The 21,791-nt window shown below is 46.9% G+C and carries 25 protein-coding genes; 16 read left to right on the plus strand and 9 right to left on the minus strand.

Features of this window, described 5'->3' with window-relative positions; all coding sequences use genetic code 11:
• The first annotated feature begins 1 nt into the window (after window position 1).
• The gene (gene phoQ, locus CWC46_RS14745; protein WP_021015795.1) at window positions 2-1,453 is read left to right on the plus strand and encodes a two-component system sensor histidine kinase PhoQ; all 1,452 of its coding nucleotides are present in this window, start codon (window positions 2-4) and stop codon (window positions 1,451-1,453) included.
• Window positions 1,454-1,513: 60 nt separating this feature from the next.
• Window positions 1,514-2,635 (plus strand): ribosomal protein uL16 3-hydroxylase, encoded by a 1,122-nt coding sequence (locus CWC46_RS14750; protein WP_021015794.1) that lies wholly within the window; start codon window positions 1,514-1,516, stop codon window positions 2,633-2,635.
• Between the two features lie 159 nt (window positions 2,636-2,794).
• On the opposite strand, the gene pepT is transcribed toward CWC46_RS14750, so the two are convergent.
• The 8 genes from pepT to CWC46_RS14790 all read right to left on the minus strand — a co-directional run bounded on the left by pepT (window position 2,795) and on the right by CWC46_RS14790 (window position 11,149).
• Window positions 2,795-4,063 (minus strand): peptidase T, encoded by a 1,269-nt coding sequence (gene pepT / locus CWC46_RS14755; protein ID WP_021015793.1) that lies wholly within the window; start codon window positions 4,061-4,063, stop codon window positions 2,795-2,797.
• A gap of 274 nt (window positions 4,064-4,337) precedes the next feature.
• Window positions 4,338-4,568, minus strand: a complete 231-nt coding sequence (locus CWC46_RS14760; RefSeq protein WP_021015792.1) for a FeoC-like transcriptional regulator — start codon at window positions 4,566-4,568, stop codon at window positions 4,338-4,340.
• A gap of 55 nt (window positions 4,569-4,623) precedes the next feature.
• Window positions 4,624-6,948 (minus strand): Fe(2+) transporter permease subunit FeoB, encoded by a 2,325-nt coding sequence (gene feoB / locus CWC46_RS14765; RefSeq protein ID WP_021015791.1) that lies wholly within the window; start codon window positions 6,946-6,948, stop codon window positions 4,624-4,626.
• A gap of 27 nt (window positions 6,949-6,975) precedes the next feature.
• Entirely contained in the window at window positions 6,976-7,203 is a 228-nt protein-coding gene (locus tag CWC46_RS14770; RefSeq protein WP_021015790.1) for a FeoA family protein, read from the minus strand.
• 11 nt (window positions 7,204-7,214) lie between these two features.
• Complete coding sequence (locus CWC46_RS14775) at window positions 7,215-7,463, minus strand: FeoA family protein (protein ID WP_021015789.1); 249 nt, start codon at window positions 7,461-7,463, stop codon at window positions 7,215-7,217.
• Between the two features lie 331 nt (window positions 7,464-7,794).
• Entirely contained in the window at window positions 7,795-9,810 is a 2,016-nt protein-coding gene (gene prc, locus CWC46_RS14780; RefSeq protein ID WP_021015788.1) for a carboxy terminal-processing peptidase, read from the minus strand.
• 19 nt (window positions 9,811-9,829) lie between these two features.
• Entirely contained in the window at window positions 9,830-10,558 is a 729-nt protein-coding gene (gene proQ, locus CWC46_RS14785; RefSeq protein WP_021015787.1) for an RNA chaperone ProQ, read from the minus strand.
• Window positions 10,559-10,642: 84 nt separating this feature from the next.
• Window positions 10,643-11,149, minus strand: coding sequence for a GAF domain-containing protein (locus tag CWC46_RS14790; RefSeq protein ID WP_037381569.1), 507 nt, complete (start codon window positions 11,147-11,149; stop codon window positions 10,643-10,645).
• Between the two features lie 964 nt (window positions 11,150-12,113).
• On the opposite strand from CWC46_RS14790, the gene CWC46_RS14795 reads away from it, so the two are divergent.
• Entirely contained in the window at window positions 12,114-12,305 is a 192-nt protein-coding gene (locus tag CWC46_RS14795) for a YdfD/YebW family protein (RefSeq protein WP_021015785.1), read from the plus strand.
• Between the two features lie 411 nt (window positions 12,306-12,716).
• On the opposite strand, the gene CWC46_RS14800 is transcribed toward CWC46_RS14795, so the two are convergent.
• Entirely contained in the window at window positions 12,717-13,529 is an 813-nt protein-coding gene (locus CWC46_RS14800) for a phage repressor protein CI (protein WP_037380923.1), read from the minus strand.
• Between the two features lie 638 nt (window positions 13,530-14,167).
• On the opposite strand from CWC46_RS14800, the gene CWC46_RS14805 reads away from it, so the two are divergent.
• The 13 genes from CWC46_RS14805 (at window position 14,168) to CWC46_RS14860 (ending at window position 21,791) form a co-directional block, all read left to right on the plus strand.
• Window positions 14,168-14,677: a hypothetical protein gene (locus CWC46_RS14805; protein WP_021015783.1), complete on the plus strand. Its 510-nt coding sequence runs from the start codon at window positions 14,168-14,170 to the stop codon at window positions 14,675-14,677.
• Window positions 14,678-14,756: 79 nt separating this feature from the next.
• Window positions 14,757-14,984: a DUF2732 family protein gene (locus CWC46_RS14810; protein ID WP_021015782.1), complete on the plus strand. Its 228-nt coding sequence runs from the start codon at window positions 14,757-14,759 to the stop codon at window positions 14,982-14,984.
• Complete coding sequence (locus CWC46_RS14815; RefSeq protein ID WP_021015781.1) at window positions 14,984-15,208, plus strand: TraR/DksA family transcriptional regulator; 225 nt, start codon at window positions 14,984-14,986, stop codon at window positions 15,206-15,208. Before CWC46_RS14810 ends, CWC46_RS14815 begins: the two co-directional genes overlap by 1 nt.
• A gap of 96 nt (window positions 15,209-15,304) precedes the next feature.
• Entirely contained in the window at window positions 15,305-17,569 is a 2,265-nt protein-coding gene (locus CWC46_RS14820) for a replication endonuclease (protein ID WP_021015780.1), read from the plus strand.
• Window positions 17,570-17,674: 105 nt separating this feature from the next.
• Window positions 17,675-17,896: a hypothetical protein gene (locus CWC46_RS14825; RefSeq protein ID WP_021015779.1), complete on the plus strand. Its 222-nt coding sequence runs from the start codon at window positions 17,675-17,677 to the stop codon at window positions 17,894-17,896.
• 738 nt (window positions 17,897-18,634) lie between these two features.
• A complete protein-coding gene (locus CWC46_RS14830; RefSeq protein WP_021015776.1) occupies window positions 18,635-18,838 on the plus strand; it encodes a tail protein X in 204 nt (67 codons plus the stop codon).
• Between the two features lie 2 nt (window positions 18,839-18,840).
• Window positions 18,841-19,050, plus strand: a complete 210-nt coding sequence (locus CWC46_RS14835; RefSeq protein WP_021015775.1) for an HP1 family phage holin — start codon at window positions 18,841-18,843, stop codon at window positions 19,048-19,050.
• Complete coding sequence (locus CWC46_RS14840) at window positions 19,034-19,543, plus strand: lysozyme (protein ID WP_021015774.1); 510 nt, start codon at window positions 19,034-19,036, stop codon at window positions 19,541-19,543. The genes CWC46_RS14835 and CWC46_RS14840 overlap by 17 nt, the downstream gene beginning before the upstream one ends.
• On the plus strand, window positions 19,540-19,971 hold the full coding sequence (gene lysB / locus CWC46_RS14845) for an Rz-like lysis system protein LysB (RefSeq protein ID WP_021015773.1): 432 nt from the start codon (window positions 19,540-19,542) through the stop codon (window positions 19,969-19,971). The genes CWC46_RS14840 and lysB overlap by 4 nt, the downstream gene beginning before the upstream one ends.
• The gene (gene lysC, locus CWC46_RS23305) at window positions 19,859-20,095 is read left to right on the plus strand and encodes an Rz1-like lysis system protein LysC (RefSeq protein ID WP_237160186.1); all 237 of its coding nucleotides are present in this window, start codon (window positions 19,859-19,861) and stop codon (window positions 20,093-20,095) included. Before lysB ends, lysC begins: the two co-directional genes overlap by 113 nt.
• Window positions 20,061-20,528 carry a phage tail protein gene (locus CWC46_RS14850; RefSeq protein ID WP_021015772.1) on the plus strand — a complete coding sequence of 156 codons (468 nt, stop codon included), beginning with the start codon at window positions 20,061-20,063 and terminating at the stop codon, window positions 20,526-20,528. Before lysC ends, CWC46_RS14850 begins: the two co-directional genes overlap by 35 nt.
• Before the next feature lie 277 nt (window positions 20,529-20,805).
• Window positions 20,806-21,447, plus strand: a complete 642-nt coding sequence (locus CWC46_RS14855) for a phage baseplate assembly protein V (protein WP_021015771.1) — start codon at window positions 20,806-20,808, stop codon at window positions 21,445-21,447.
• Window positions 21,444-21,791, plus strand: coding sequence for a GPW/gp25 family protein (locus tag CWC46_RS14860; RefSeq protein WP_021015770.1), 348 nt, complete (start codon window positions 21,444-21,446; stop codon window positions 21,789-21,791). Before CWC46_RS14855 ends, CWC46_RS14860 begins: the two co-directional genes overlap by 4 nt.

Consider the following 21,791-nt stretch of genomic DNA (forward strand, 5'->3'; position numbering starts at 1 on the left):
TATGAGCAAAAAAAAACCACTCTCACTACGCTTTCGCTTCTTGATCGCCACTGCAGCGGTCGTACTGGCGCTCACCCTTTCTTACGGCGGTGTCGCTATCGTGGGGTACAGCATCAGCTTTGATCAAACGTCTTTTCGCCTATTGCGTGGTGAAAGCAACCTGTTTTATAGCCTGGCGCAATGGCGGGATCACCAACTTACTATCACTATCCCCGCAGAACTGGATATTAACTATCCAACATTGGTATTTATCTACGATAAACAAGGAAAATTATTGTGGCGAGAACATGCTGTACCAGCGCTGGAGGCGCTGATTAAACCCGAGTGGTTACAACGGACCGGCTATCATGAGTTAGATACAGACCCCCGTACCAGCAGCGCCGTACTGTCCGGCAACGCACAGATCATGAACAAGTTACAGGCGTACAATTCCGAGGATGATGCGCCACTGACACACTCTGTCGCCGTTAACATTTACCCGGCATCTGAACGCCTACCGTCACTCACCATTGTCGTTGTTGACAAAATTCCACAAGAGTTGCAACAGACTGATGTCGTATGGGAATGGTTCCGCTACGTTCTTATCGCCCACCTCTTGCTAGTGCTACCGTTGTTATGGCTAGCCGCACACTGGAGTCTGCGCCCCATCAAACATCTGGTTCACCAAATTGGCGAGTTAGAAAACGGCACCCGAGATCAGTTAGATGAGAGCTCACCTCGAGAACTGCATAGTCTGGTACGTAACCTCAATACATTGCTGAATAATGAGCGTCGGCGCTATCACAAATACCGCACCACGTTAACCGATTTGACTCACAGTCTGAAAACCCCGCTGGCGGTATTACAGACCACATTAAGGACATTACGCACCGGCAAGGATATTACTATTGAGCAGGCAGAACCGATTATGCTGGCGCAAATCAGCCGCATCTCACAACAGATTGGCTATTATCTGCACCGCGCCAGTATGCGTACTGAGCATCTGGTGATGGGCCGGGAAGTTCATTCCGTCCCCGCCCTGCTGGATAGCTTGTGCTCCGCGCTCAATAAAGTTTATCAACGTAAAGGTGTTGTACTCACGCTGGATATTTCCCCGGAACTGACGTTTATCGGAGAAAAAAATGATTTCATGGAAATAATGGGCAATATTCTGGATAACGCCTGTAAATACTGCCTGGAATTTGTGGAGATCAGCGCACAATATTCCGAACAGAAATTACATCTGATTGTTGAAGATGATGGCCCCGGTGTTCTTCATAGCAAACGGGAATTGATTTTCCAACGCGGACAACGAGCCGATACACTTCGTCCTGGTCAAGGTATCGGTTTGGCGGTGGCAATAGAGATTATTGAGCAATATCAGGGTGAGATTCTCATCAGCGACAGCACGTTGGGTGGAGCACGCATAGAAGCCATTTTTGGCCACCAGCACCTTAATCAGAATGAGGGATAAAAGACAGTACATCCGGCTTCCGCTATAATTGTTGCCAGCTCCCATTACTGGAAATATGTCATGGACTATCAACTTAATCTCGACTGGCAAGATTTTTTAGCACGCTACTGGCAAAAGTGTCCAGTCATTATCAAAGGCGGATTCTCTCCTTTCCTGGATCCGATTACCCCCGACGAACTGGCTGGTTTGGCACTCGAAAATGAAATAGACAGTCGCCTGGTCAGTCATCAAGACGGCCGTTGGGATGTGAACCACGGCCCGTTTGAAAGCTATGACCATCTGGGGGAAACCAATTGGTCTTTGCTGGTTCAGGCCGTCGATCACTGGCATGAACCGTCCTCTGCGTTAATGTCCCCATTCCGTAAACTGCCTGACTGGCGTATTGACGATTTAATGATATCTTTTGCCGTGCCCGGCGGCGGTGTTGGTCCGCATATCGATCAATATGATGTGTTTATCATTCAAGGCACTGGTCGTCGCCGCTGGCGGGTCGGAGACAAAATGCCAATGAAACAGCATTGTCCTCATCCTGATCTGCTTCAGGTTGGACCGTTTGACGCCATTATTGATGAAGAAACCTTGCCAGGCGACATTCTGTACATTCCACCCGGCTTCCCACATGAGGGCTATTCACTCGAAAACTCGCTAAACTATTCGGTGGGTTTTCGCGCACCCAATGCTCGCGAGCTGATGAGCGGTTTTGCCGATTACGTATTGGCTCATGAATTAGGCAACTATCGTTATAGCGACCCTGACATCCAAACGCGTGAACACCCTGCAACTATCCTGCCACAGGAATTGGATGTTCTGCAGCAGATGATGCTGGATCTGGTGCAACAAAAAGACTCGTTTCAGCAATGGTTTGGTGAATTCATTTCCCAATCCCGTCATGAACTGGATCTGGCACCACCTGAGCCGCCTTATCAGGCCGGAGAGATTTATGATCTCATGCAGCAAGGAGATTCACTGCGTCGTTTGGGAGGGTTACGGGTCTTGTGGCTGGGAGAAAGCTGCTTTGTGAACGGAGAAGAGTTTCGAAGTCCATATCAGGATGCGCTTTCAGCCCTTGCCCAGCATTCTGTCATCGACATGACTATGCTCAACGGTGCATTAGACGATCCGTCATTTCTCGCTCAGCTTACCGTACTGATAAACAATGGTTATTGGTACTTTGCTGATTAACACGAAAAATGGGCAGAGAAATACTGCCCTCTTATTGACACAGAGTACGGTCAGTTCGTTCGATATCTACAGCCGAAGAGATCCTTGCGCTTTCCAGGGATAACAGGATTAACGCCGCACACTTATCAACCGGGGATGATGTTTCGACAACATTCCCTTTTATACTTTTGCAGAAACTGGATTACCGGCAGTGTGTAAGGTACGAGCCTGCAACGCGGTTAATTCTGCAATACGCATAATGACAGATACTGCGCTTTCCATCCCTTCTAATGTGATGAATTCATGCTTACCGTGATAGTTATATCCGCCAGTAAATAGATTCGGACAAGGCACCCCTTGAAATGACAACTGAGCCCCATCGGTACCACCACGGATTGGATTCAATATCGGCTCAATATTACAATCCCGCATAGCTTGTTGTGCCAGCGCAACGACATGTGGATGTTGTTCAATTTGCTCACGCATGTTGTAGTAACTATCAGTAATAGTCACTTCAATATAACACTCTGGATGTAGACCTTTTCCGACCTTTTCTGCAATCTCGATCATTGTCTTTTTGCGTTTTTCAAAACCGTCACGCTCAAAATCGCGAATGATGTAATGCAGTTCTGCACGCTCAACCGTTCCTTTAGCACTATGAAGATGATAGAACCCCTGATAACCGTCAGTATGCTCTGGAACCTCCGTTGCAGGGACTTCCTGATGATAGCGTGTCGCCAACGTTAGCGCGTTAACCATGACACCTTTGGCACTACCAGGATGAACATTGTTACCAACAATTTTTACCATCACGGATGCGCCATTGAAGTTTTCGCACTCTAGCTCACCGACACCACCACCATCTACGGTATAGGCCCACTGGGCATTGAACGCATCGACATCAAAAAAATGCGGGCCTTTCCCTACTTCCTCATCTGGCGTGAATGCAATACGAATTTCACCATGAGGTACCTGCCGCTTCTGAAGCCGAACCATTGATGTCACAATTTCTGCAATCCCGGCTTTATCATCTGCCCCCAACAGGGTTTTACCATCGGTGGTGATCAGCGTATGTCCAAGCAAATGGTGCAGAACCGGAAACATCACCGGTGATAACACCTCATCACCGATACCCAGTGCGATATCACCCCCACGATAGCTTTCGACAATCTGCGGATTGACGTTTTTCCCGCTGTAATCCGGCGATGTATCCATGTGGGCAATAAAGCCGATGTTCGGCACGTCCCAGGCCACATTGGTAGGTAGTGTCGCCATGACACACCCATGCTTACTTAATGAGACCTGTTCAAATCCCAGTTCAAGCAGTTCCTGCCGTAGTGCGTGAGCAAGCTTAAGCTGGCCTTCAGTACTCGGAACCTGCCGGACACCGGCTTTGGATTGCGTGTCGAAAGAAACGTAATTTAGAAAACGATCGAGTAATTTATCCATCTTTGCCCCCCGGAGCCTGAATTTCATTATGAAGAGGGCAATAGGAGCAGATATTGCGTCAGGTCAGTTTTTGTTTTGTTTCACGACTTAACTATCACTAACCGAGTCGCGCCAGTATGCTGGCATGCCATGACGAAGACATAAAGCACATAAAAAACTTCGCTCGGAAACGCAACGCTTCGGCAACAAACTGGAAAAATATGAAAGGTGTGTATTCAGATAAAAAAAGGCAGGCGTTGCCTGCCCATAATAATAGTCAAAGGTGGGAATGGATCTATACAGATCCCAGCCATTCATAATATTGGCTAATACCTTTATCACAAGAACAGCAACTACCACATTTACCGTTATCCACTGTGCGATGACAACGTATTTTGCCCTTCTGAACCCATACATCCAGCATCCCTTCGACAACACCCGGTTCGGCGTGAAATGTCATGCTGATGTCACGTAGAGAAACCTTTTGTTTTTCACGCACAAAGTCACGCAATTCAATTAAGGTCATTCTTTTCTCCTTGACGTTCCCGGCGGGAACAATATTTCCCGCGGTCACAAAACTTTTATTTCAATTCGTCTACCATTACACGCTGTCTCGGAACACCTTTACGACGTAGCAGCATAATTGTGGTAGTAAATACCACCAGCACTCCCGCTATGGCCAACATGGAATATTGCGGATGCTGGGCAAACCGGCCAATTTGGTAAACAATGACAGCCGTGCCATACCCCAGTTGAATCGTCCAGGCTATGCAAAATAACGTCCATGCGGTGCCGACTTCACGCCAGACGGCAGAAACGGCGGCAACACAAGGCACATACAACAACACCATCAATAGGTAACTGAATGCGCCCAATTTGCCATCAAACAGTTGCGAAATTACGGTCAGTGAAGTAACCGAAAATTCATTCTTCGCCGCCACTGTCGCGGTATCACTTAAATCCCCGATCTCAATACCCAAAGGATTAAGCAGCGCATTGCCAAGCTTGCTGAAGTTCTCGGGAATAGTCGCCAGCGCTTCTGATACACCATCCACTAAACTGAATGGTTTTTTTTCTTCTTGCGTTCCGCCTTCCTGATGAGCCGCCATAGCACCATAAAGCGAGTCCAGTGTCCCTACCACCGCCTCTTTAGCAAAGATGCCCGTAAATACGCCGACAGCAGCCGGCCAGTTATCATCTTTGATACCCATGGGTTTAAACACCGGTACAATCTTCTGCCCAATGGCCGAGAGCACAGATTTTTGTGTATTCTGATTGCCAAATGATCCATCAACCCCCATAGAATTGAAGAAGCTCAGGATCATGACAACCATTACAATTAGCTTCCCGGCTCGCAATATAAACCCTTTAAGCCGCTCCCAGGTCCGAATCAACACACTGTGCAATCCCGGTAAATGATAAGGAGGAATCTCCATCACAAATGCGGCTGCATCCCCTTTTAACGCCGTATTTTTTAGTATGAACCCCGTTGCTATAGCGGCGACAATACCAATCAGGTACAAGCCAAACACCAGATTTTGACCACCACGGGTAAATAAGGCCGTCGCAAATAACACATAAACCGGCAATCTCGCGCCACAGGACATAAAAGGCGACATCATTACCGTAACCAAACGGTCACTGTGTCTCTCCATCGTTCTGGTTGCCATTATCGCCGGCACATTGCACCCGAATCCCACAATCAGCGGGACAAATGCCTTACCTGGCAACCCCATGCTGCGCATGAAGCGATCCATCACAAACGCTGCACGCGCCATGTAACCAGAATCTTCCAGATAAGAAAGGAACAGATACAGACAACCAATAACCGGGATAAAAGTGGAAACCGTTTGAATACCACCGCCAATGCCATCAGCCAACAATGTTTTCAGCCACTCAGGCACATGCATATTCAGCAACAGCTCACCAAACCCATCGACAAAAATCGTACCAAACAGCTTATCGAAGAAATCAATGAATGCGCTGCCAACATTGATGGTGAAGACAAACATCAGATACATCACAGCCAGAAAGATCGGGATCCCGAAAAAACGGTGGAGAACAATGCGATCAATTTTATCCGTCATCGTTGCTGAAACTTCACCACCCCGAGTAATAGCAGCATTCGCTATAGTGGCGACAAACCGATAACGTGCGTCGGCCAAGAAAATGTCCAGTTCATCCTCATAATCCGCAACCAATGCAGCAATCGTCTCATCAGCCTTAGTCAACAACGGTTCAGGTACGCGACTGCGTACTGTCACGTCTCCCTCCATCAACTGGATAGCCAACCAATAGGCATTAGGAATATCAGCAACACCACGCAGCGTTAGTGCAATTTCCTGCGCAGCTAGTCGTAACGGTTCATCATACGGGATGGTTATCTGCGGTGTGGCGGGGTTTTCCAATGCAGTTTGACACATCAATCGTAGGTCATTAATTCCCTTCTTCTGACTGGCAGTCACAGGAATGACCGGACATCCTAATTGCCGTTGCAATTCTGCGATATCAATGTCCAACTTGCGGGAAGCTGCGATATCCATCATGTTCACCGCCACCACCATGGGAACATTCATGTCCAGTAATTGAGCGGTCAGATAAAGATTACGTTCCAGATTAGACGCATCAATGATATTAAGTACCAGATTCGCTTCACCGGAGAGGATGTAGTCACGTGCCACACGCTCGTCTTCTGAACTTTCGGATGACGGATTCAGAGAGTAAACGCCAGGGAGATCCACCAGCGTCGTCAGTTTATTTTGATAACGGTAATAGCCGACTTTCTTTTCTACCGTCACACCCGGCCAGTTACCTACTGTCTGCTTACCGCCGGTAAGGACATTAAATAAAGTTGTCTTGCCACAGTTGGGGTTGCCTACTACGCAAATAACAGGTTGCACATCCATAAAAAATTCCTTACCTACCGCGCACTTTTAACATTTTTCCAGAATCAGAATCTGGACTTCGTCTTTGCGAACACTGATTGCTGCACCGCGCAGGCGTAATTCAATAGGGTCACCCAGCGGCGCTACCCGAGAAACTGTAAATTCCACCCCCGGCGTAACCCCCAATGCCAACAGACGTTTACGATAATCAGCCGATCCCTTTTGAAACCCGACCACCCGCCATTTAGTCGCGACGGACAATACTTCCTGTGCCATGGTTTTCCCCTTTATAAGCCTGAACCCTGTGGAGAAACCCAAACCTGTTTCCCCATATCCCAATTGATTGCCACACGGCCATCACCGGCAGCCAACATCAATGGTTGATTAGCTTCACGTTGAATCACTCGAACATTGCCACCCACACGTATGCCCAGTTCAGTCAGGCGTTGCTGACTTTCTCCCGTCAAGCGGATTCGGGCAACAATGGCATTGGCATTAAGGGGAATATCGAGCAGAGTTTGAAGACTTAAGGCCATACATCATTCCTTCACTAAAACATCAATAAGTTCGCATTTACTGAAAGGGATTTTATCTCTCAATCACTTTGTGAAAATGATAAGTGATAACTATTATCAATAATATTCCTATCAATAGCTATTCTTTTGACGCACATCAAACTAAGAAGAAATAATCCTGGCCACAACTTTTCATTCGTGGCGATACATAGTCGATAGTGCTTTCACAAGCGGAGCTGAAAGGAAATTGCTAATCATCCCGGTAAGGCAGGAAGCGTGGGTATTCAGTAAGAAGTAAAAAAAAAAGCCCCGTCCAGATTACTGGTCGGGGCTTGATAGCCATCAGAAAAAACTATTTCTTCTGCTGCTGAGCCAAATCCTCAGCAATCTGTACAGTTTCATCCAGATACGGATCAGGGCCTTGATAATCCTTCGGTAGCGCATCCAGCGATTTCAACAATGGTTTGCCTTGACGTTTAAAACGCTCATTAATGCGCTGTAAACGCAACGCTTCATCTTCATTATTCTCTTTTTCGCGTTGTGCCAAATTGAGAGAAACATGATTAAGCTTATCTTTCATTTCATTATAACGGGCGACATCCTGCTCGATAAACTGGAATTCAGGATCCTTCGCAATCCGTTCCTGGTGCCGTTTAATCAGCTCTGGCAGTATTGATGAGAAATCACCGACTTTGCTGTAATTAGCCGCTTTAATGCTATCCCATGGCAAAGCGTTATCCTCAAACTTCTCTCCGGTGTCCACGGTCTCCGTACCGGTTGGCATCATGATATCTGGCGTGACACCCTTTCGCTGAGTGCTGCCACCATTAATACGGTAGAACTTCTGAATCGTGTATTGCACCGACCCCAACGCTGGCCATTCCGGACGCAACATCTGGTCATAGATCCGGTTCAGAGAGCGATACTGCTGTACAGTCCCTTTCCCGAATGTCGGCTCACCGACGATTAATGCACGTCCGTAATCCTGCATCGCCGCAGCAAAAATTTCCGACGCCGATGCACTGAAACGGTCGACCAAAACAACTAGCGGTCCCTTATAATAAACGATGCCGTCAGTATCGCTATCCTCACGTATCTTACCGTTATTATCACGTACCTGAACCACTGGCCCACTTGGAATAAACAGACCGGAAAGGCTTACAGCTTCAGTCAACGCGCCACCACCATTGGCACGCAGGTCGATGACGATACTGCTGACATGATCTTTTTCCAGCTTCTGTAACTGAACCTTCACATCATCCGTCAAACCAACGTAAAAACCGGGAATATCCAGTACGCCGACTTTATCTTTCCCTACCTTTTTCAACGTCATTTTGACAGCACGGTCCTCCAGGCGGATACGCTCACGCGTCAGTGTCACCACCCGTGTCTTGGCACCTTTACCTGCTGGCAGAATTTCCAGACGAACCTTACTGCCTTTCGGGCCCTTAATCAGCGCAACGACATCATCCAGACGCCAACCGATAACATCCACCGTCGCTTTGCCAGCCTGTCCAACCCCTACGATGCGATCGCCGACATTAATATGTTTACTTTTTGCTGCCGGGCCACCAGGTACCATAGAGTTGATGACCGTGTAATCATCATCCATCTGTAATACGGCGCCGATGCCCTCCAGAGACAGACTCATTTCCGTATTAAACTGTTCAGTATTGCGGGGGGACAAATAGCTGGTATGCGGATCTATTTCCCGAGCAAAAGCATTCATGATCAATTGAAAAACATCTTCACTATTACTCTGCACCAAACGTCGAATTGCGTACTGATAACGTTTGGTCAATGTGTTTTTAATTTCCTGATCACTTTTGCCAGTCAGTTTCAGATTCAGCCAATCATATTTAACCTTGGCATCCCACAAGTGGTTCAGCTCGTCGACACTCTTAGGCCACGGAGCCTTGCTACGATCAAGATCGATAGTGTCATTACCATTGAGGTTTATCGGCTTGTTCAATAACGACAACGCATATTGATAACGTTCGAAACGTCGCTTCTGCGTCAAGTTATACAATGCGTAGGGCAAATCCAGTTTACCCGCTTCCAGATCCTCACCCAGTTCACCTTTTTTACTGGAGAATTGAGCTATGTCAGACGCCAGTAACACGTTATGACTGTAATCCAGCATATTGAGATAGCGGGCAAAAATTTTACCGGAGAATTGTGCATCCAGCGTAAATCGTCGGTAATGAGAACGCAGGAAACGCAAAGTAACACGATTACTCACTGTTGCATGCTGGGGTTCCGGATGCAGTTGAGGGATCTGATCGACGCGTGTAATGGTTTCACTGGCGAAACTGCCGCCCGCCAGCAGAAAGCAGGCTAATACGGTTGCTTTTACTAATTTGTTCATGCCCAGGTTGGCCTCCGTATCAGAACTGCAAATGTTCTGCGCGTACGATCATTGCCAAACCTGAAGTGAGTTGAACCCTGACTTCACCTTTAGCAATCTCAAGCACAGTGGCATCCATGGCATTTTTGCCAGCTCTGACTTTAATTTCCTGACCGATTTGCAGTTTAGATATATCTGTAACCACATCTCGCTGAGTCTGTTTTTCCTCACGGACAGGTTTGGACTGGCGTGATTGAGATTTGTCTGTCGACGAAGACGGAGGGGGAATCTGCGTTGGGCGAGAAACAGTCTGACGCGGTCGGCGAGCAGCAGCACCGGAGTCATCCCGATCACGACGAGGAGCAGAACGCTTGCGGACGGGTTCAGTCACTTCTCCCGCTTCACGTTTCTTCGCTTGTTGTTCCGCTCGCTGGGCCTGAACACGGGCTTTTGCCTCTTCCAGTTGTTTACGTGCATGTTCCACATGTTGCTGTTCAAGCTCTCCGCAAGGATTACCATCTAAATCAACACGCTGAGCACCTAGTTTGATGCCATACAAATAACGCCAACTGGAAGTGTAAAGCCTCAGAGCAGACCGCAATTGTGTTTTGCTGACATGATCTGATTCAGGCACATGTGCGACCAGATCCTGAAAGATTCCGATCTTCAACGGACGGGCTTCACCTTCACTGGTGAAGCAAAGCGGGAACCGCTCCGCCAAATAAGCAATAACTTCTTTACTACTGTTCAACTTAGGTTGATTTTCCATGAAATTTCCTGATTACAACGGGTTTGCCAACCAGCGCGGGCATGAACAGGCGCCATTATAATGACGCCATCGGCAATTGCTACGTTATCCGTGTCCCAACATGAGAGAATTAATAAAATTCGATATATCACTCTGTTCAAGCTGAGTGCAAAGTACCGCAACCAACGCCTTAAGCCCTTCTTCATCAGCGGCGTCAAACCGTTGATAAATAATGCTATCAATATCCAGTACACCAACAAGCTGCCCACCAACCTGCAACGGCAGCACAATTTCAGCATTGCTTGCCGCATCACAAGCAATATGGCCGGGAAATGCATGAACGTCCCCTACACGCTGTACCCGATTTTCCGACACAGCGTGGCCACAAACGCCTTTACCCGCAGGAATACGAACACAGGCGACATGGCCCTGGAACGGCCCAAGAAACAAGGTATCTCCTTCTAACAAATAAAACCCTGCCCAGTTCACGCCTTCAAGCCGCTCGAACAGCAAAGCGCTGCTGTTTGATAATATAGTGATAAACCGATTTTCACCTGCAATTAATGAGGATAAGTCACGCACTAACTCATCATAGAATTGTTGTTTTTTCATAAAAATACGTTTTTCTTTGTAGATCATTCAGCTACTGGTATCAAATTTATATTAAATAAGTATTCAGGTCAGGATGCTACAAGATTTATCTGTCTGCACAAAATATCTCTGTTGAATATCGACATAATACAGGAATGCCATTGTGCGCTCAGGTACTGATTATTGCGCGACAATAATCACATGATATAAATCATTCAAGTTACAATCATTAATACTAATAATACCCATTATGAACAATAAGATAACGTTAAAGTATCAACCCTTCTCATTATGTGGCTGCTATCCTGAGGAACACACAAGTGAGTAGTTTAACCGCATTTTTCGCCAGCCATCATTCAGTTAAGCTATGATAATCGCGGACCAGTTAACCCGTTGGCAAGAAATGTAAAAAATTCGCAGGATAATACATCCTGTTCTGTTAAGTTATTTTTACAGATCCGTCATGGCCGCGCCTCAGTAAGAACACGTTCCACATTACAGCTATCATACTAATCCACAGATGAAGACCCACGCTCTCTTATCCTGGTGGCCGGTCTCGCTACTATAGGCCATTTATCTGCAATAGCAGCGATAATTCCCGCTCCGACATTCAGCACCCATCGCAATCCTGACTTAGGATAAAATCCGTGGTTTCCTAAAGGTTACCGTTGGCAACATGAGGCCATCGTGGCGTAGCCGATCCATTTGCCGAACCGACATTCTCTCCCAATCGTGAACAAATGTGTGACTGGTTCAAAGATAAAGATGCCCTCTCCAGATGATTCGCCGGCTCCCACACGAATCAGTCCGCGATGGTGCCTGCGTGGGCGCCAAACATCGTTGATGGATTATTCAACGCTGATGACGGTTATCTCGTTCAGCACCGATATCACCACATTATGTATTTTCATCTACAATCTTTTTATGAACCAAGAAATAAAAAACAGTTATACCTATACCGGTCGATAAAAATATTGAGGAAAACATGTTCGTACTGGTGATTTTTGTTTGTTATCTGGGTAACGGCTGTGACGAACTTGTGATCGATGCTTATTTCACCGAATCGCAATGTCTCAGAGCCATGAGCGAACAACGTATTCGTAATGGAGGTTGTTTGCCTATTGAAGACATCATTGATGGTTTCTGGATCCCCGCACAAACGTACGGCAATTTATGAATCTGATTGCCAAAGCTCACGGTTCTCAGAGTTATAGTTTTGAAATACGCACATCTCAGTAAAAATACACAAAAAGTGGCAGCGACGCAGATATACATTCACGACGCTGCCAAACGGGATGGTTACTACTCTATTTTTATTATAATTTTTTATATTCATTAGAATTCATACGATTGCCGCCGTTCTGTATTTCAAAATCTATCGGGATTAGACAACCATCATGTTGGTAATGATATTCACTTTATTTTCATATCGATACTGAACGCAATAATCGAAAGTAGAATGTTAAATATCATTAGCTAAAGCGCACTCCCATTAAAGTAGTGACAAGAAACAGGTTCACCACTCTATTTATATACAGTATTACACAATTTTAATATTGGGCAACAAAGTGCAGTTTGCAATAAACGATCAGATATTCATGGTAAGCGTCAATATTACAAAACCCAGTGGAGTCACCTCATCCACACCACATTGGAAGTGAGAAGAACTCCCCACCACATTAATCTTGCGACCCGGTAACAGCGCAACGTCATAAATATCGCTTTTACCATCAATATCCAGCAACCAACGCCCATTACTGACGCTCGTCACCCCAGTATCCACCAACCATGATGCGGAACTACTTTCGATCCGCAAAGGATTAAGCAATCCTTTGGGTAAAAACTGTGGGTCAGCCTTCCAGTGTGCAGCATCGTACAATTTGCCGACCTTGAGCATTTTGCAAGGGATCGGAATAATATCCGTTTCCTTATCCTCATCGCTGCGACTTTCCGCCTGAACAGCCCGTCCCTTACCAATAGCTAACCATTCCAGCGAAACCCCAGTATCAAGTGCGCAAGCTATCACAACATCACCAGGGAAAAAGTCTCGACGAATCCAGGTACTGATAGTACCAGGCGCGATTCCCAGTAAGTCACCTAACTCTTTTTGCGTACTAAAACCGTAGGCATCCAACATTCGACGGAGTACCGCTTTACCACCGGAAGATAAAATCTGTTCATAAAGCACCTTACCTTTCAACGGTGTTCTGCCAAGCACATTATTTGAATTTGCAAAATTCCCCGTAACTAACCACCCAGCATCTGCGCCAGTATCAAGTGCGCACTTAAGGATGATATTACCAGGAACATTTTCACGCTGAATCCAGTTACTGATTGTGTTTGTAGGAATTTCAGTAACTTCGCTCAATTCCTTTTGAGTTTTTACCCCATAGCTCGACATGATACGTTCAAGTACAGAGGCTGCTACTGCGGTACTACTATTTATATTCAAAAACACCTCGAGAGTATTTACATATACACGTAATGTGTTCTATAGTGTCTCCACGCCACATGTATCACCATACAACACCATAACCTGCAGGAGATATTGCTTTATGTCTGATGACATTGCAATCCAATCACACCTTTCTAAGGGAAATCTTACTGTCGAATACCCAACGCCAGTGATACGAATACCCAAGCCATCCCATCGCCACGGTGGCGTAATCAAGTGCACCATCACTCATCACGTTTCATTTACTAAATGAGGTAAATAGAGTGGTCCGGTGAACAGTTCAGATGTCTTTACATCCCAAAAATGGGGTATCAACAAGACTATATTACTGCTCAACTTCCTAACCAAAACTTTTATATTCATTCGCAAATGCAAAAGTATGGAAAAGAAACACGTTTTAGTGACAAGAAATCACAACAGATACTTGATAAACAGAAACTATTTGTGTCGAGAGGCCATCATAGAACAACTGGCTGTCACTATGCAAAACCATAATTCGACAAATCGAATTCCATGATAATAGCATCAATCGTTTCATCAAAATTGTTTCGTTCATCATGCAATTTATGACGGAGACATCTGTTATGACATCACATTATGCGGTTACAGCCACACATCTACAGGAAATGCCGGCAAAATTGCGAGCACTGATCGGAAAATATTTTGCAGAACCACGCTGGCGGCACACTTGCTATTTTTACAACCGGATGTCAGAGCGCTATCGGCGAACAATCTGCTTCCATGCTGGATTGAGCAATAGCAATACGGTGTATCAACTGGAAGAGATGGATGAAACCACCCGCGAACGGGTAATTAGCGCACTCGATGAACTACGCCAGGCCTTCAATCATTCACCGCGGCTGTCAACACCGGTTCTTGGTTTTATTCATCGGCTTTCTATCAGTGAACGCCGAACACTGTTTTTCCATGCCGGATTATCAGCCACTGAATTTAACCAACCGATCCAAAGAATAGAGGACCAAAGTTGTACCTGGAGTACGTCATTGCTGGTGGCACTGGATGAGCTGAAAACACTGTTTGATGACACCCCGGCCATTCTCACCAGTGTAAAACCTGAAAATTATACCCGGTAACTCAAGCTAGATCAGATTAAAGCATTAAGCACGGTCGCAATAGCGACAGGCTTCCTACCGTCTGAAAAGGATAAATATCTTGAAAAATCAATCATTATCACACCATTACCAGCCACAGGCTGCTTTCGACCGAGCGCTCATAACACGACGCGAAGAGCTGCTGTCAGAAGCGGCCCGTTTTTACGCAGGTTATCTAAAACAACTGGCCGCTCACGCCCAACATGAACACCTTTCCGCACCTGACATCGTCGAACTACTTTGTCTGGAAGCAGAAAAAATTCAGCATCAGGTAGGGGAACGGTGCTAATGGCAGACAGTATGGATATCTCCCAAGAACAACAAGCGTTAATACTATCAGCCCAGATTGCCAGTGCCCGCAAATTGCCGACGCAGATATCAGCACATACCTGTGAAGACTGTGATGCAATAATCCCGGAAGCACGCCGGCTGGCCATTCCTGGTGTCACTTGCTGTGTGTCATGTCAGGAAATTCGGGAACAGAAAAAACGCCGCGTTCAGGGGTCATCATGACAATTTCCCGACCCGTTGCTGTCCTGATTGACTGGTCGTCCGTCAGGACCATCTTTTTCTTTTGTATCAATTAATTGTCTTTCAGAGTGACTGCACATGACACGATCAGTCCGGGGGCGGTTCCCCCCGACACTGCCACCTCCGTTCCCCGGTAGACACGACACTACGTTTGTTGGGCCTTATCCATGGAATGCACCGCGTCCGGCAATTGGTCAAGAAATATCGTCGCTGTCTTGTGAAGAGATGCATCAAGGACAGGCTGTGCTATTACGCCTGAATATATTGCCACGTTTTCTTGCCACTCATTTCCAACGGCGTTTTGAGTTTCTCAAACAAAATCAAGGATTACAGACTGCATTTCGTTATCTACGGATGGTTGATGAACGGCTTTGGTCACGTATTGAAGCTATTAACGCGCGACATCAGATGAATATCAGCATATCGCCCCGTTTTCTCAACAACGAGGATAATTATCAATGCTTACCGGATATGTCTGATAAAACCTTACGCACATTTGCCAGTCATATCGCCAGACAAATGCATGACGCTTATAACGATCTCAGTGATGAATATCTTGTTATGCACCAGGGTGACAGACAGCAACTATTCACTGATGCGGCACAACAATGGCTATACGGAAAAGTTGCCGGAATGGCTCGGGCCTTTAACATTGCGCCCCTGCATTGGCATAAATATCAAAAAAAACGCCTCACGCAACGTAACGCCTTCGCAGCACTCATCCGTCTGGTTACAGAACGTTGGTGGGAGCGCCAGTTAAAAAGCCAACGTGCACGTTGGCGTGAAGCGTTATTAATCGCCATTGGCCAGGTTACCAGAGCGACCTCACCCTATGCCAGCCAGCAGGCGATACAGGACATCCATGCACGCCGGATATCTAACCTCGATTTTTTGAAAAGTTGTGAATTGGAAAATATCCACACTGGAGAACGCATTGAGCTCATTGACAAAGTTATGTCCAGTATTGCCAATCCAGAAATCCGACGAATGGAACTGATGAGCACCATTGCCGGTATTGAGCGCTATGCCTGCGAGCGGGGTGACATCGGTATGTTTATTACGCTGACGACCCCATCCAAGTATCACGCTACCCGTGTCGTGGGCCAGGAAAAACGAGTTCTGCTTAATCGGCATTGGAATCATTCATGCTATACCCCAAAAGACGCTCAGCATTACCTGGTCAGAATATGGGGTAACATTCGCACTGCACTGAAAGATCGCAAATTGCCGGTTTATGGACTGAGAGTCGTAGAGCCTCATCATGATGGCACCCCACACTGGCACATGATGCTGTATTGCACCCGAGAACAACGGCAAGCCATCGTTGATATCCTACGCCACTACGCGCTGAAAGAAGATGGAAACGAAGCGGGTGCCCAACAAAACCGTGTCGATTGCAAACATTTGAATAAAGGCGGAGCAGCGGGATACCTTGCCAAGTACATCGCCAAAAATATTGATGGCTATGCTCTGGATGACGAGCTGGACAACGAAACCAACAGACCATTAAAAGAAACCGCAGCCGCAGTCACTGCCTGGGCTTCAACCTGGCGCATTCCACAATTCCATTTTATCGGATTACCCACTATCGGCGCCTATCGAGAGTGCCGGCGTATCCGCACTATGTCACTGGAAAAGCACTTTGATAAACAAATCGAAGCCGTAAGGCAAGCAGCCGATATCGGCGACTTCGCCGCTTACATCCAAGCTCAGGGCGGAGCCAACACTCCCCGGATCCGACAATCTGTGCGCGTCGCCCGAACACTGAGTGATTCTCTTAATGTTTATGATGAAAAAATCGCAAAAGTCACCGGCATTTTTTCTCCCCGCTATGGTACGGAGCACATCTTCACAACGCGTCCAAATGAGTGGCGTATCGTTAGCAAATCTACTGAATCAGAGACATCCCATTTAACCCGCGATGTTGCAACGCCTTGGAGTTCTGTCAATAACTGTGGGTCGAATGCGAGACGTCCTCTTCTGCGGCAAGCGAATGTACAGTATCAACCTTACAATGATTGGAACTCATCCACACAATCAGCTTCTATTGACTGGCAGGATGAGAACGTAATGCGGACGCTGGCCATTTCAGTTCTCCGACAAACCCCTCCGCGTCGTTTCCTGCAACAACCAGTGGATCCCACAAAGGATCTCCCACGAACGCCATCATCTCGGTTGACTCAAACGCAACGCCAACAGTTGGTTTATCTGAAAACAGCACTCCGGCAACAAGGTGTCGCAACATCACGTTGGGAACGGGAGGCACTGGCCCGTGGCGCTACCATAATTGTAGAAGGCCAGAGAATTCATAATCTTCAGAACGGGAATTCGATTAAAAAATGATTAAAGACACATTATATAGTCACATCTTATGAACTTATGTATTGACGAACATTTCAATATATAAAATACTGTATATAAATACAGTCTACCAATGGAAAAGGTATCGTGGAACAAACTGAGAACACAGGGTTATCCCTATCACGGATTAGATTAATTGCTGATATGTCACTGATATCACAATGTAATCCTGAAGAAATGAAAATCGCCATGTCATTGATTGCGGATCTGTCTCACAACGCCATATCCACCGATGATTATCAAAAAATTATTAAGAGTTATGGCAATTTTCAACTACTGGATACGTGGTTAGCACAGCATGGACAGTAAGACATTATGATCGATAATATTCAGCAGGAGTTCCACTGGCTAGAATTAAAAACGTCATATCTCCTTTTCCCTTTATGTCCGCCAGATATAAAATTTTCTCCTCATTTCAGCTTTTTTGCTGAAGCCATGACCATGGGGCTGCCTTAACGCGTAGGCCGGTTTGATTATTACGTATCATCGCCCATGACTTTTTTTAGGTGTCATTTGGTAAACCACCGACCACACGTTTCTGCCTTTGCCGATGACACCTCCGGTGTGTGAATATCTCTCTGTAACAGTGAGTATATCCAACACAAAGATTGTATTGATCTTCCCCGTCTCTGAACTATCAACTCGTCGTTGAAGATAGTGTCTTTACACGCCGAACCCCGCTGATGTCAAAGGTATTTCGGTTTGACTTTCCATTTACATCGTCTTCATCGGTTAACCACTGAGCATCACGACACATAGGTGGTTGTATGTAATAAGGAACAACCCCCCTTCGTTGCGATATGTCCCCTGGCCCAGGAGGATAGCAGGCCTGACATCCACTGTTTTTATTCATTCTGAGGTTTCATGTCCACACGATTACCTAACGCTCAATCAGAGCGTGATCCGTTGATAAAAAGCCTATTTTTCTGGCTTGGCGTTCAACCAAAAATCATGTTCGTCAGACAAAGCATTAAAACGCCATGTCGTCATGCCGCAAACATCGAACAACTGTGCAATACCCGTTCTTCTCTGAGTGGAGATTGTTAAATGAAAATTTATGCCCACCAAGACGATACCCTTGATGCCCTATGCTATCGCTACTACGGCCGCACACAAGGCGTTGTGGAAACCGTACTGCAATCGAATCCTGGCCTTGCCGATTTGGGCCCAATCCTTCCCCACGGTACGGCAGTTGAGCTTCCTATTATCCAGTCCTCATCGACACGTGAAACTATCAATATCTGGGAATAACCATGGAAAAAGCCACCTCTACTATATCTTATGCTGTCGCCGTTTTTCTGGCCTGGTTTGGTGGATTGTCATCACAAGATATTGCTTTTTTCGTCGGTGCCGCTGTCGGCGTAGGAACCTTTCTGGTGAATTGGTATTACCGGCGAAAAAGTTATCAATTACTGCGGCGCACGAACTTGCGTCCCGAGGTATTCGATGAACTCAACCGCTAAGCGCTGTATTGCCGCTACGGTATTGATGCTAGCGGCCCTGCTACCCGACTATTCCCGGCTACATACCTCCAGAAATGGATTGGCACTCATTGCCAATCTGGAAGGTTGCCAACTGTCACCTTATAAATGCAGTGCACATGTATGGACTAACGGTATTGGCCACACGGCCGGTGTATCCCCCCATCACACGATTACGGAACAGGAAGCGGCGGCCAATCTCGTGTCAGATGTGATTAATGTAGAACATGCGTTGTCCCGCTGCATGCCGGTAAAGATGCCGCAGCCGATCTATGACGCAGTTGTAAGCTTTACCTTTAATGTCGGCTCCCGCGCTGCATGTCAATCCACGTTAGCCTTTTTCATTAACAAACAACGCTGGCTCGACGCCTGTAATCAATTACCACGCTGGATTTACATCAACGGAGTAATTTCTCCCGGCCTGGAACAACGTCGCAAACGGGAACGGACGCTCTGCCTAACGGGGGTGATGTGAAAACATTACTGATACTACTGGTGTTATCTGCTGGTCTCATCGCCGGATTGATATGGCAAACCCACCATCTGAGTCAGGAACTGGCTTCTGCTAACCAGACGCTGGGACAGCAAAAAAACACACTGATAGCCCAGGAGGTCACTATCAATACGCTACAGGAAACATCGCAACACAATACTCAGGCACAGGCAGAACTTCAGGCTAAGACAGAGCAGGCCGGGCAGTTAGCTACTACCCGTAGCCGAGAAATAACGAGGTTGCTCAATGAAAACAAAAATCTGCGGCGTTGGTATCAGTCTGTTTTACCTGACGATATTGTCAGGCTGCACACACGCCCAGCCTTCAACCAGCCCAACGATTATTTACGCTGGCTGTCCGACCGTGCACAGTTGCCCGATTCCGGGAAGCCAGCCCAAAAGCAACGGTGACTTAAGTGCCGATATCCGTCAGTTGGAAAGTGCGCTGATCAATTGCGCACTACAGGTGGAAACCATTAAACAATGTCAGGAAAACTATAATGCAAAAACCACAAAGTCTGCGCCTCGCGCTTAATGCCATGTTCCCCAGTTTGCAGGCGAACCCTGAGCTACTGCAATCTACAATAAAAAAAGGCGTTATTGCTTCAACATTGGCTACATCACTATCATTTGAATATCAGTACAAACTGGTATTATCACTGAATAACTTCAGCGACAATCTGGATACATTATTTGTGACGATTCTTTCCTGGTTGCGTACCCATCAGCCGGATTTGATGACACGGGAAGCAATGCGTAACCGCGGATTCAGGTTCAATATCAGCCAGAATACGGATGGCACAACAGCAGTACGCATTACGTTAAAGCTCACTGAACGTAACTGGGTTCGGGAAGAAAATGAATCGCTCTACCTCACCTATGAACCTGAGCCCACACCACCAGAACCCGTCACGCGTCCAATGTCGTTATACATTAATGGTAATTTGATAAGCCAGTGGAGTAAGTAATTTACCTGTCATAGCGGGTCACTGAATTAAAGTGGCCCGTTGATTACCCCAACGCCTTCCTATTTCATCTCAATTACGCTTGTCCGTTTCCATCCACTTTATTCCCACCCTCCTCCTTAATGCCTGTTGGAAGCCAATTCCGGTGCGGAGTGTACGTCTATCAACAATGCCAGTACCGGTATCATGACCGACCGCGTTTATCAGTAGTCATTGTGTCAGGCACCGGCGGACCACCTCGCATTGCGCCAAGACATTGGAAACTTCATGCTTTCCTCCCATGAATACATATGAATATCTCTCCGAAATCCAGCGCGCATTACGCAACCTGATCCGTGTCGGCGTTGTTACTGAAGTCGATACTCAACAGGCCCTCTGTCGCGTGCAAACCGGTGACATGGTTACCGGATGGCTCCACTGGTTGTCTCGCCGCGCCGGACGTTCCCGCGCATGGTGGGCACCCTCAGTGGGTGAACAGGTTGTACTGCTCTCAATGGGAGGTGAGCTCAATACTGCATTTGTTCTACCTGGCATATTCAGTGATAACCATCCGGCACCTTCGGTATCCGCTGATGCCTGCCACATCCGCTTTCCCGATGGGGCCGTCATGGAATATGAACCGGCAAACGGCGCACTCTCCGTTACGGGAATAAAAACCGCCAACATCGTAGCGACAGAATCTGTGGTCGTTACCACTAAAAACGTCACCATTAACGCCAGCGAAAAAATCACGCTGGATACACCCGAAGTCGTTTGTACCCACAAGTTGACCACCCAGACAATCGACATTCAGCAAGGCGGCACTATAACCGGTGATGTAACCCACTCGGGTGGTAGCCTGACGTCAAACGGCGTGGTGGTACACACCCATCAACATAGCGGCGTACAAAGCGGTGGCGCCACCACGGGAGGACCATTATGACCACCAGTTATACCGGTATGAATCGAAACAACGGAGAGAGTCTGAGTGATATCAGCCATCTACGTCAGAGCGTACGTGACATTCTGATCACGCCTCAGGGCAGCCGGGTGATGCGTCGCCAATACGGTTCACTGTTGTCAACATTGATTGACCAGCCACAAAGCCCGGCGGTCAAACTCCAGGTGCAGGCTGCTTGCTATATGGCATTATTGCAGTGGGAGCCTCGCTTAAAACTCACTGCCATTACGCTAGAAAGCTATTACGACGGCCAGTTAGTTGTCGATATTACTGGCGCCTACACCGATACCGGCGACACCCTTTCGTTAACCGTTCCTGTGAGTTGA

It is taken from the genome of Prodigiosinella confusarubida (assembly GCF_002847015.1).
Taxonomy (GTDB): Bacteria; Pseudomonadota; Gammaproteobacteria; order Enterobacterales; family Enterobacteriaceae; genus Prodigiosinella; species Prodigiosinella aquatilis.

Bases quoted from the DNA above. Each gene is read 5' to 3' on its own strand.
- CWC46_RS14820 (WP_021015780.1), top strand. From the start codon at position 15,305: ATGACACGATCAGTCCGGGGGCGGTTCCCCCCGACACTGCCACCTCCG.
- prc (WP_021015788.1), bottom strand. From the start codon at position 9,810: ATGAACAAATTAGTAAAAGCAACCGTATTAGCCTGCTTTCTGCTGGCG.
- CWC46_RS14775 (WP_021015789.1), bottom strand. From the start codon at position 7,463: ATGGCCTTAAGTCTTCAAACTCTGCTCGATATTCCCCTTAATGCCAAT.
- CWC46_RS14815 (WP_021015781.1), top strand. From the start codon at position 14,984: ATGGCAGACAGTATGGATATCTCCCAAGAACAACAAGCGTTAATACTA.
- CWC46_RS14800 (WP_037380923.1), bottom strand. From the start codon at position 13,529: ATGTCGAGCTATGGGGTAAAAACTCAAAAGGAATTGAGCGAAGTTACT.
- CWC46_RS14840 (WP_021015774.1), top strand. From the start codon at position 19,034: ATGAACTCAACCGCTAAGCGCTGTATTGCCGCTACGGTATTGATGCTA.
- CWC46_RS14760 (WP_021015792.1), bottom strand. From the start codon at position 4,568: ATGACCTTAATTGAATTGCGTGACTTTGTGCGTGAAAAACAAAAGGTT.
- CWC46_RS14750 (WP_021015794.1), top strand. From the start codon at position 1,514: ATGGACTATCAACTTAATCTCGACTGGCAAGATTTTTTAGCACGCTAC.
- CWC46_RS14790 (WP_037381569.1), bottom strand. From the start codon at position 11,149: ATGAAAAAACAACAATTCTATGATGAGTTAGTGCGTGACTTATCCTCA.
- CWC46_RS14795 (WP_021015785.1), top strand. From the start codon at position 12,114: ATGTTCGTACTGGTGATTTTTGTTTGTTATCTGGGTAACGGCTGTGAC.
- phoQ (WP_021015795.1), top strand. From the start codon at position 2: ATGAGCAAAAAAAAACCACTCTCACTACGCTTTCGCTTCTTGATCGCC.
- CWC46_RS14770 (WP_021015790.1), bottom strand. From the start codon at position 7,203: ATGGCACAGGAAGTATTGTCCGTCGCGACTAAATGGCGGGTGGTCGGG.
- CWC46_RS14805 (WP_021015783.1), top strand. From the start codon at position 14,168: ATGACATCACATTATGCGGTTACAGCCACACATCTACAGGAAATGCCG.
- CWC46_RS14830 (WP_021015776.1), top strand. From the start codon at position 18,635: ATGAAAATTTATGCCCACCAAGACGATACCCTTGATGCCCTATGCTAT.
- feoB (WP_021015791.1), bottom strand. From the start codon at position 6,948: ATGGATGTGCAACCTGTTATTTGCGTAGTAGGCAACCCCAACTGTGGC.
- CWC46_RS14835 (WP_021015775.1), top strand. From the start codon at position 18,841: ATGGAAAAAGCCACCTCTACTATATCTTATGCTGTCGCCGTTTTTCTG.
- CWC46_RS14855 (WP_021015771.1), top strand. From the start codon at position 20,806: ATGAATACATATGAATATCTCTCCGAAATCCAGCGCGCATTACGCAAC.
- CWC46_RS14850 (WP_021015772.1), top strand. From the start codon at position 20,061: ATGCAAAAACCACAAAGTCTGCGCCTCGCGCTTAATGCCATGTTCCCC.
- proQ (WP_021015787.1), bottom strand. From the start codon at position 10,558: ATGGAAAATCAACCTAAGTTGAACAGTAGTAAAGAAGTTATTGCTTAT.
- CWC46_RS14860 (WP_021015770.1), top strand. From the start codon at position 21,444: ATGACCACCAGTTATACCGGTATGAATCGAAACAACGGAGAGAGTCTG.
- pepT (WP_021015793.1), bottom strand. From the start codon at position 4,063: ATGGATAAATTACTCGATCGTTTTCTAAATTACGTTTCTTTCGACACG.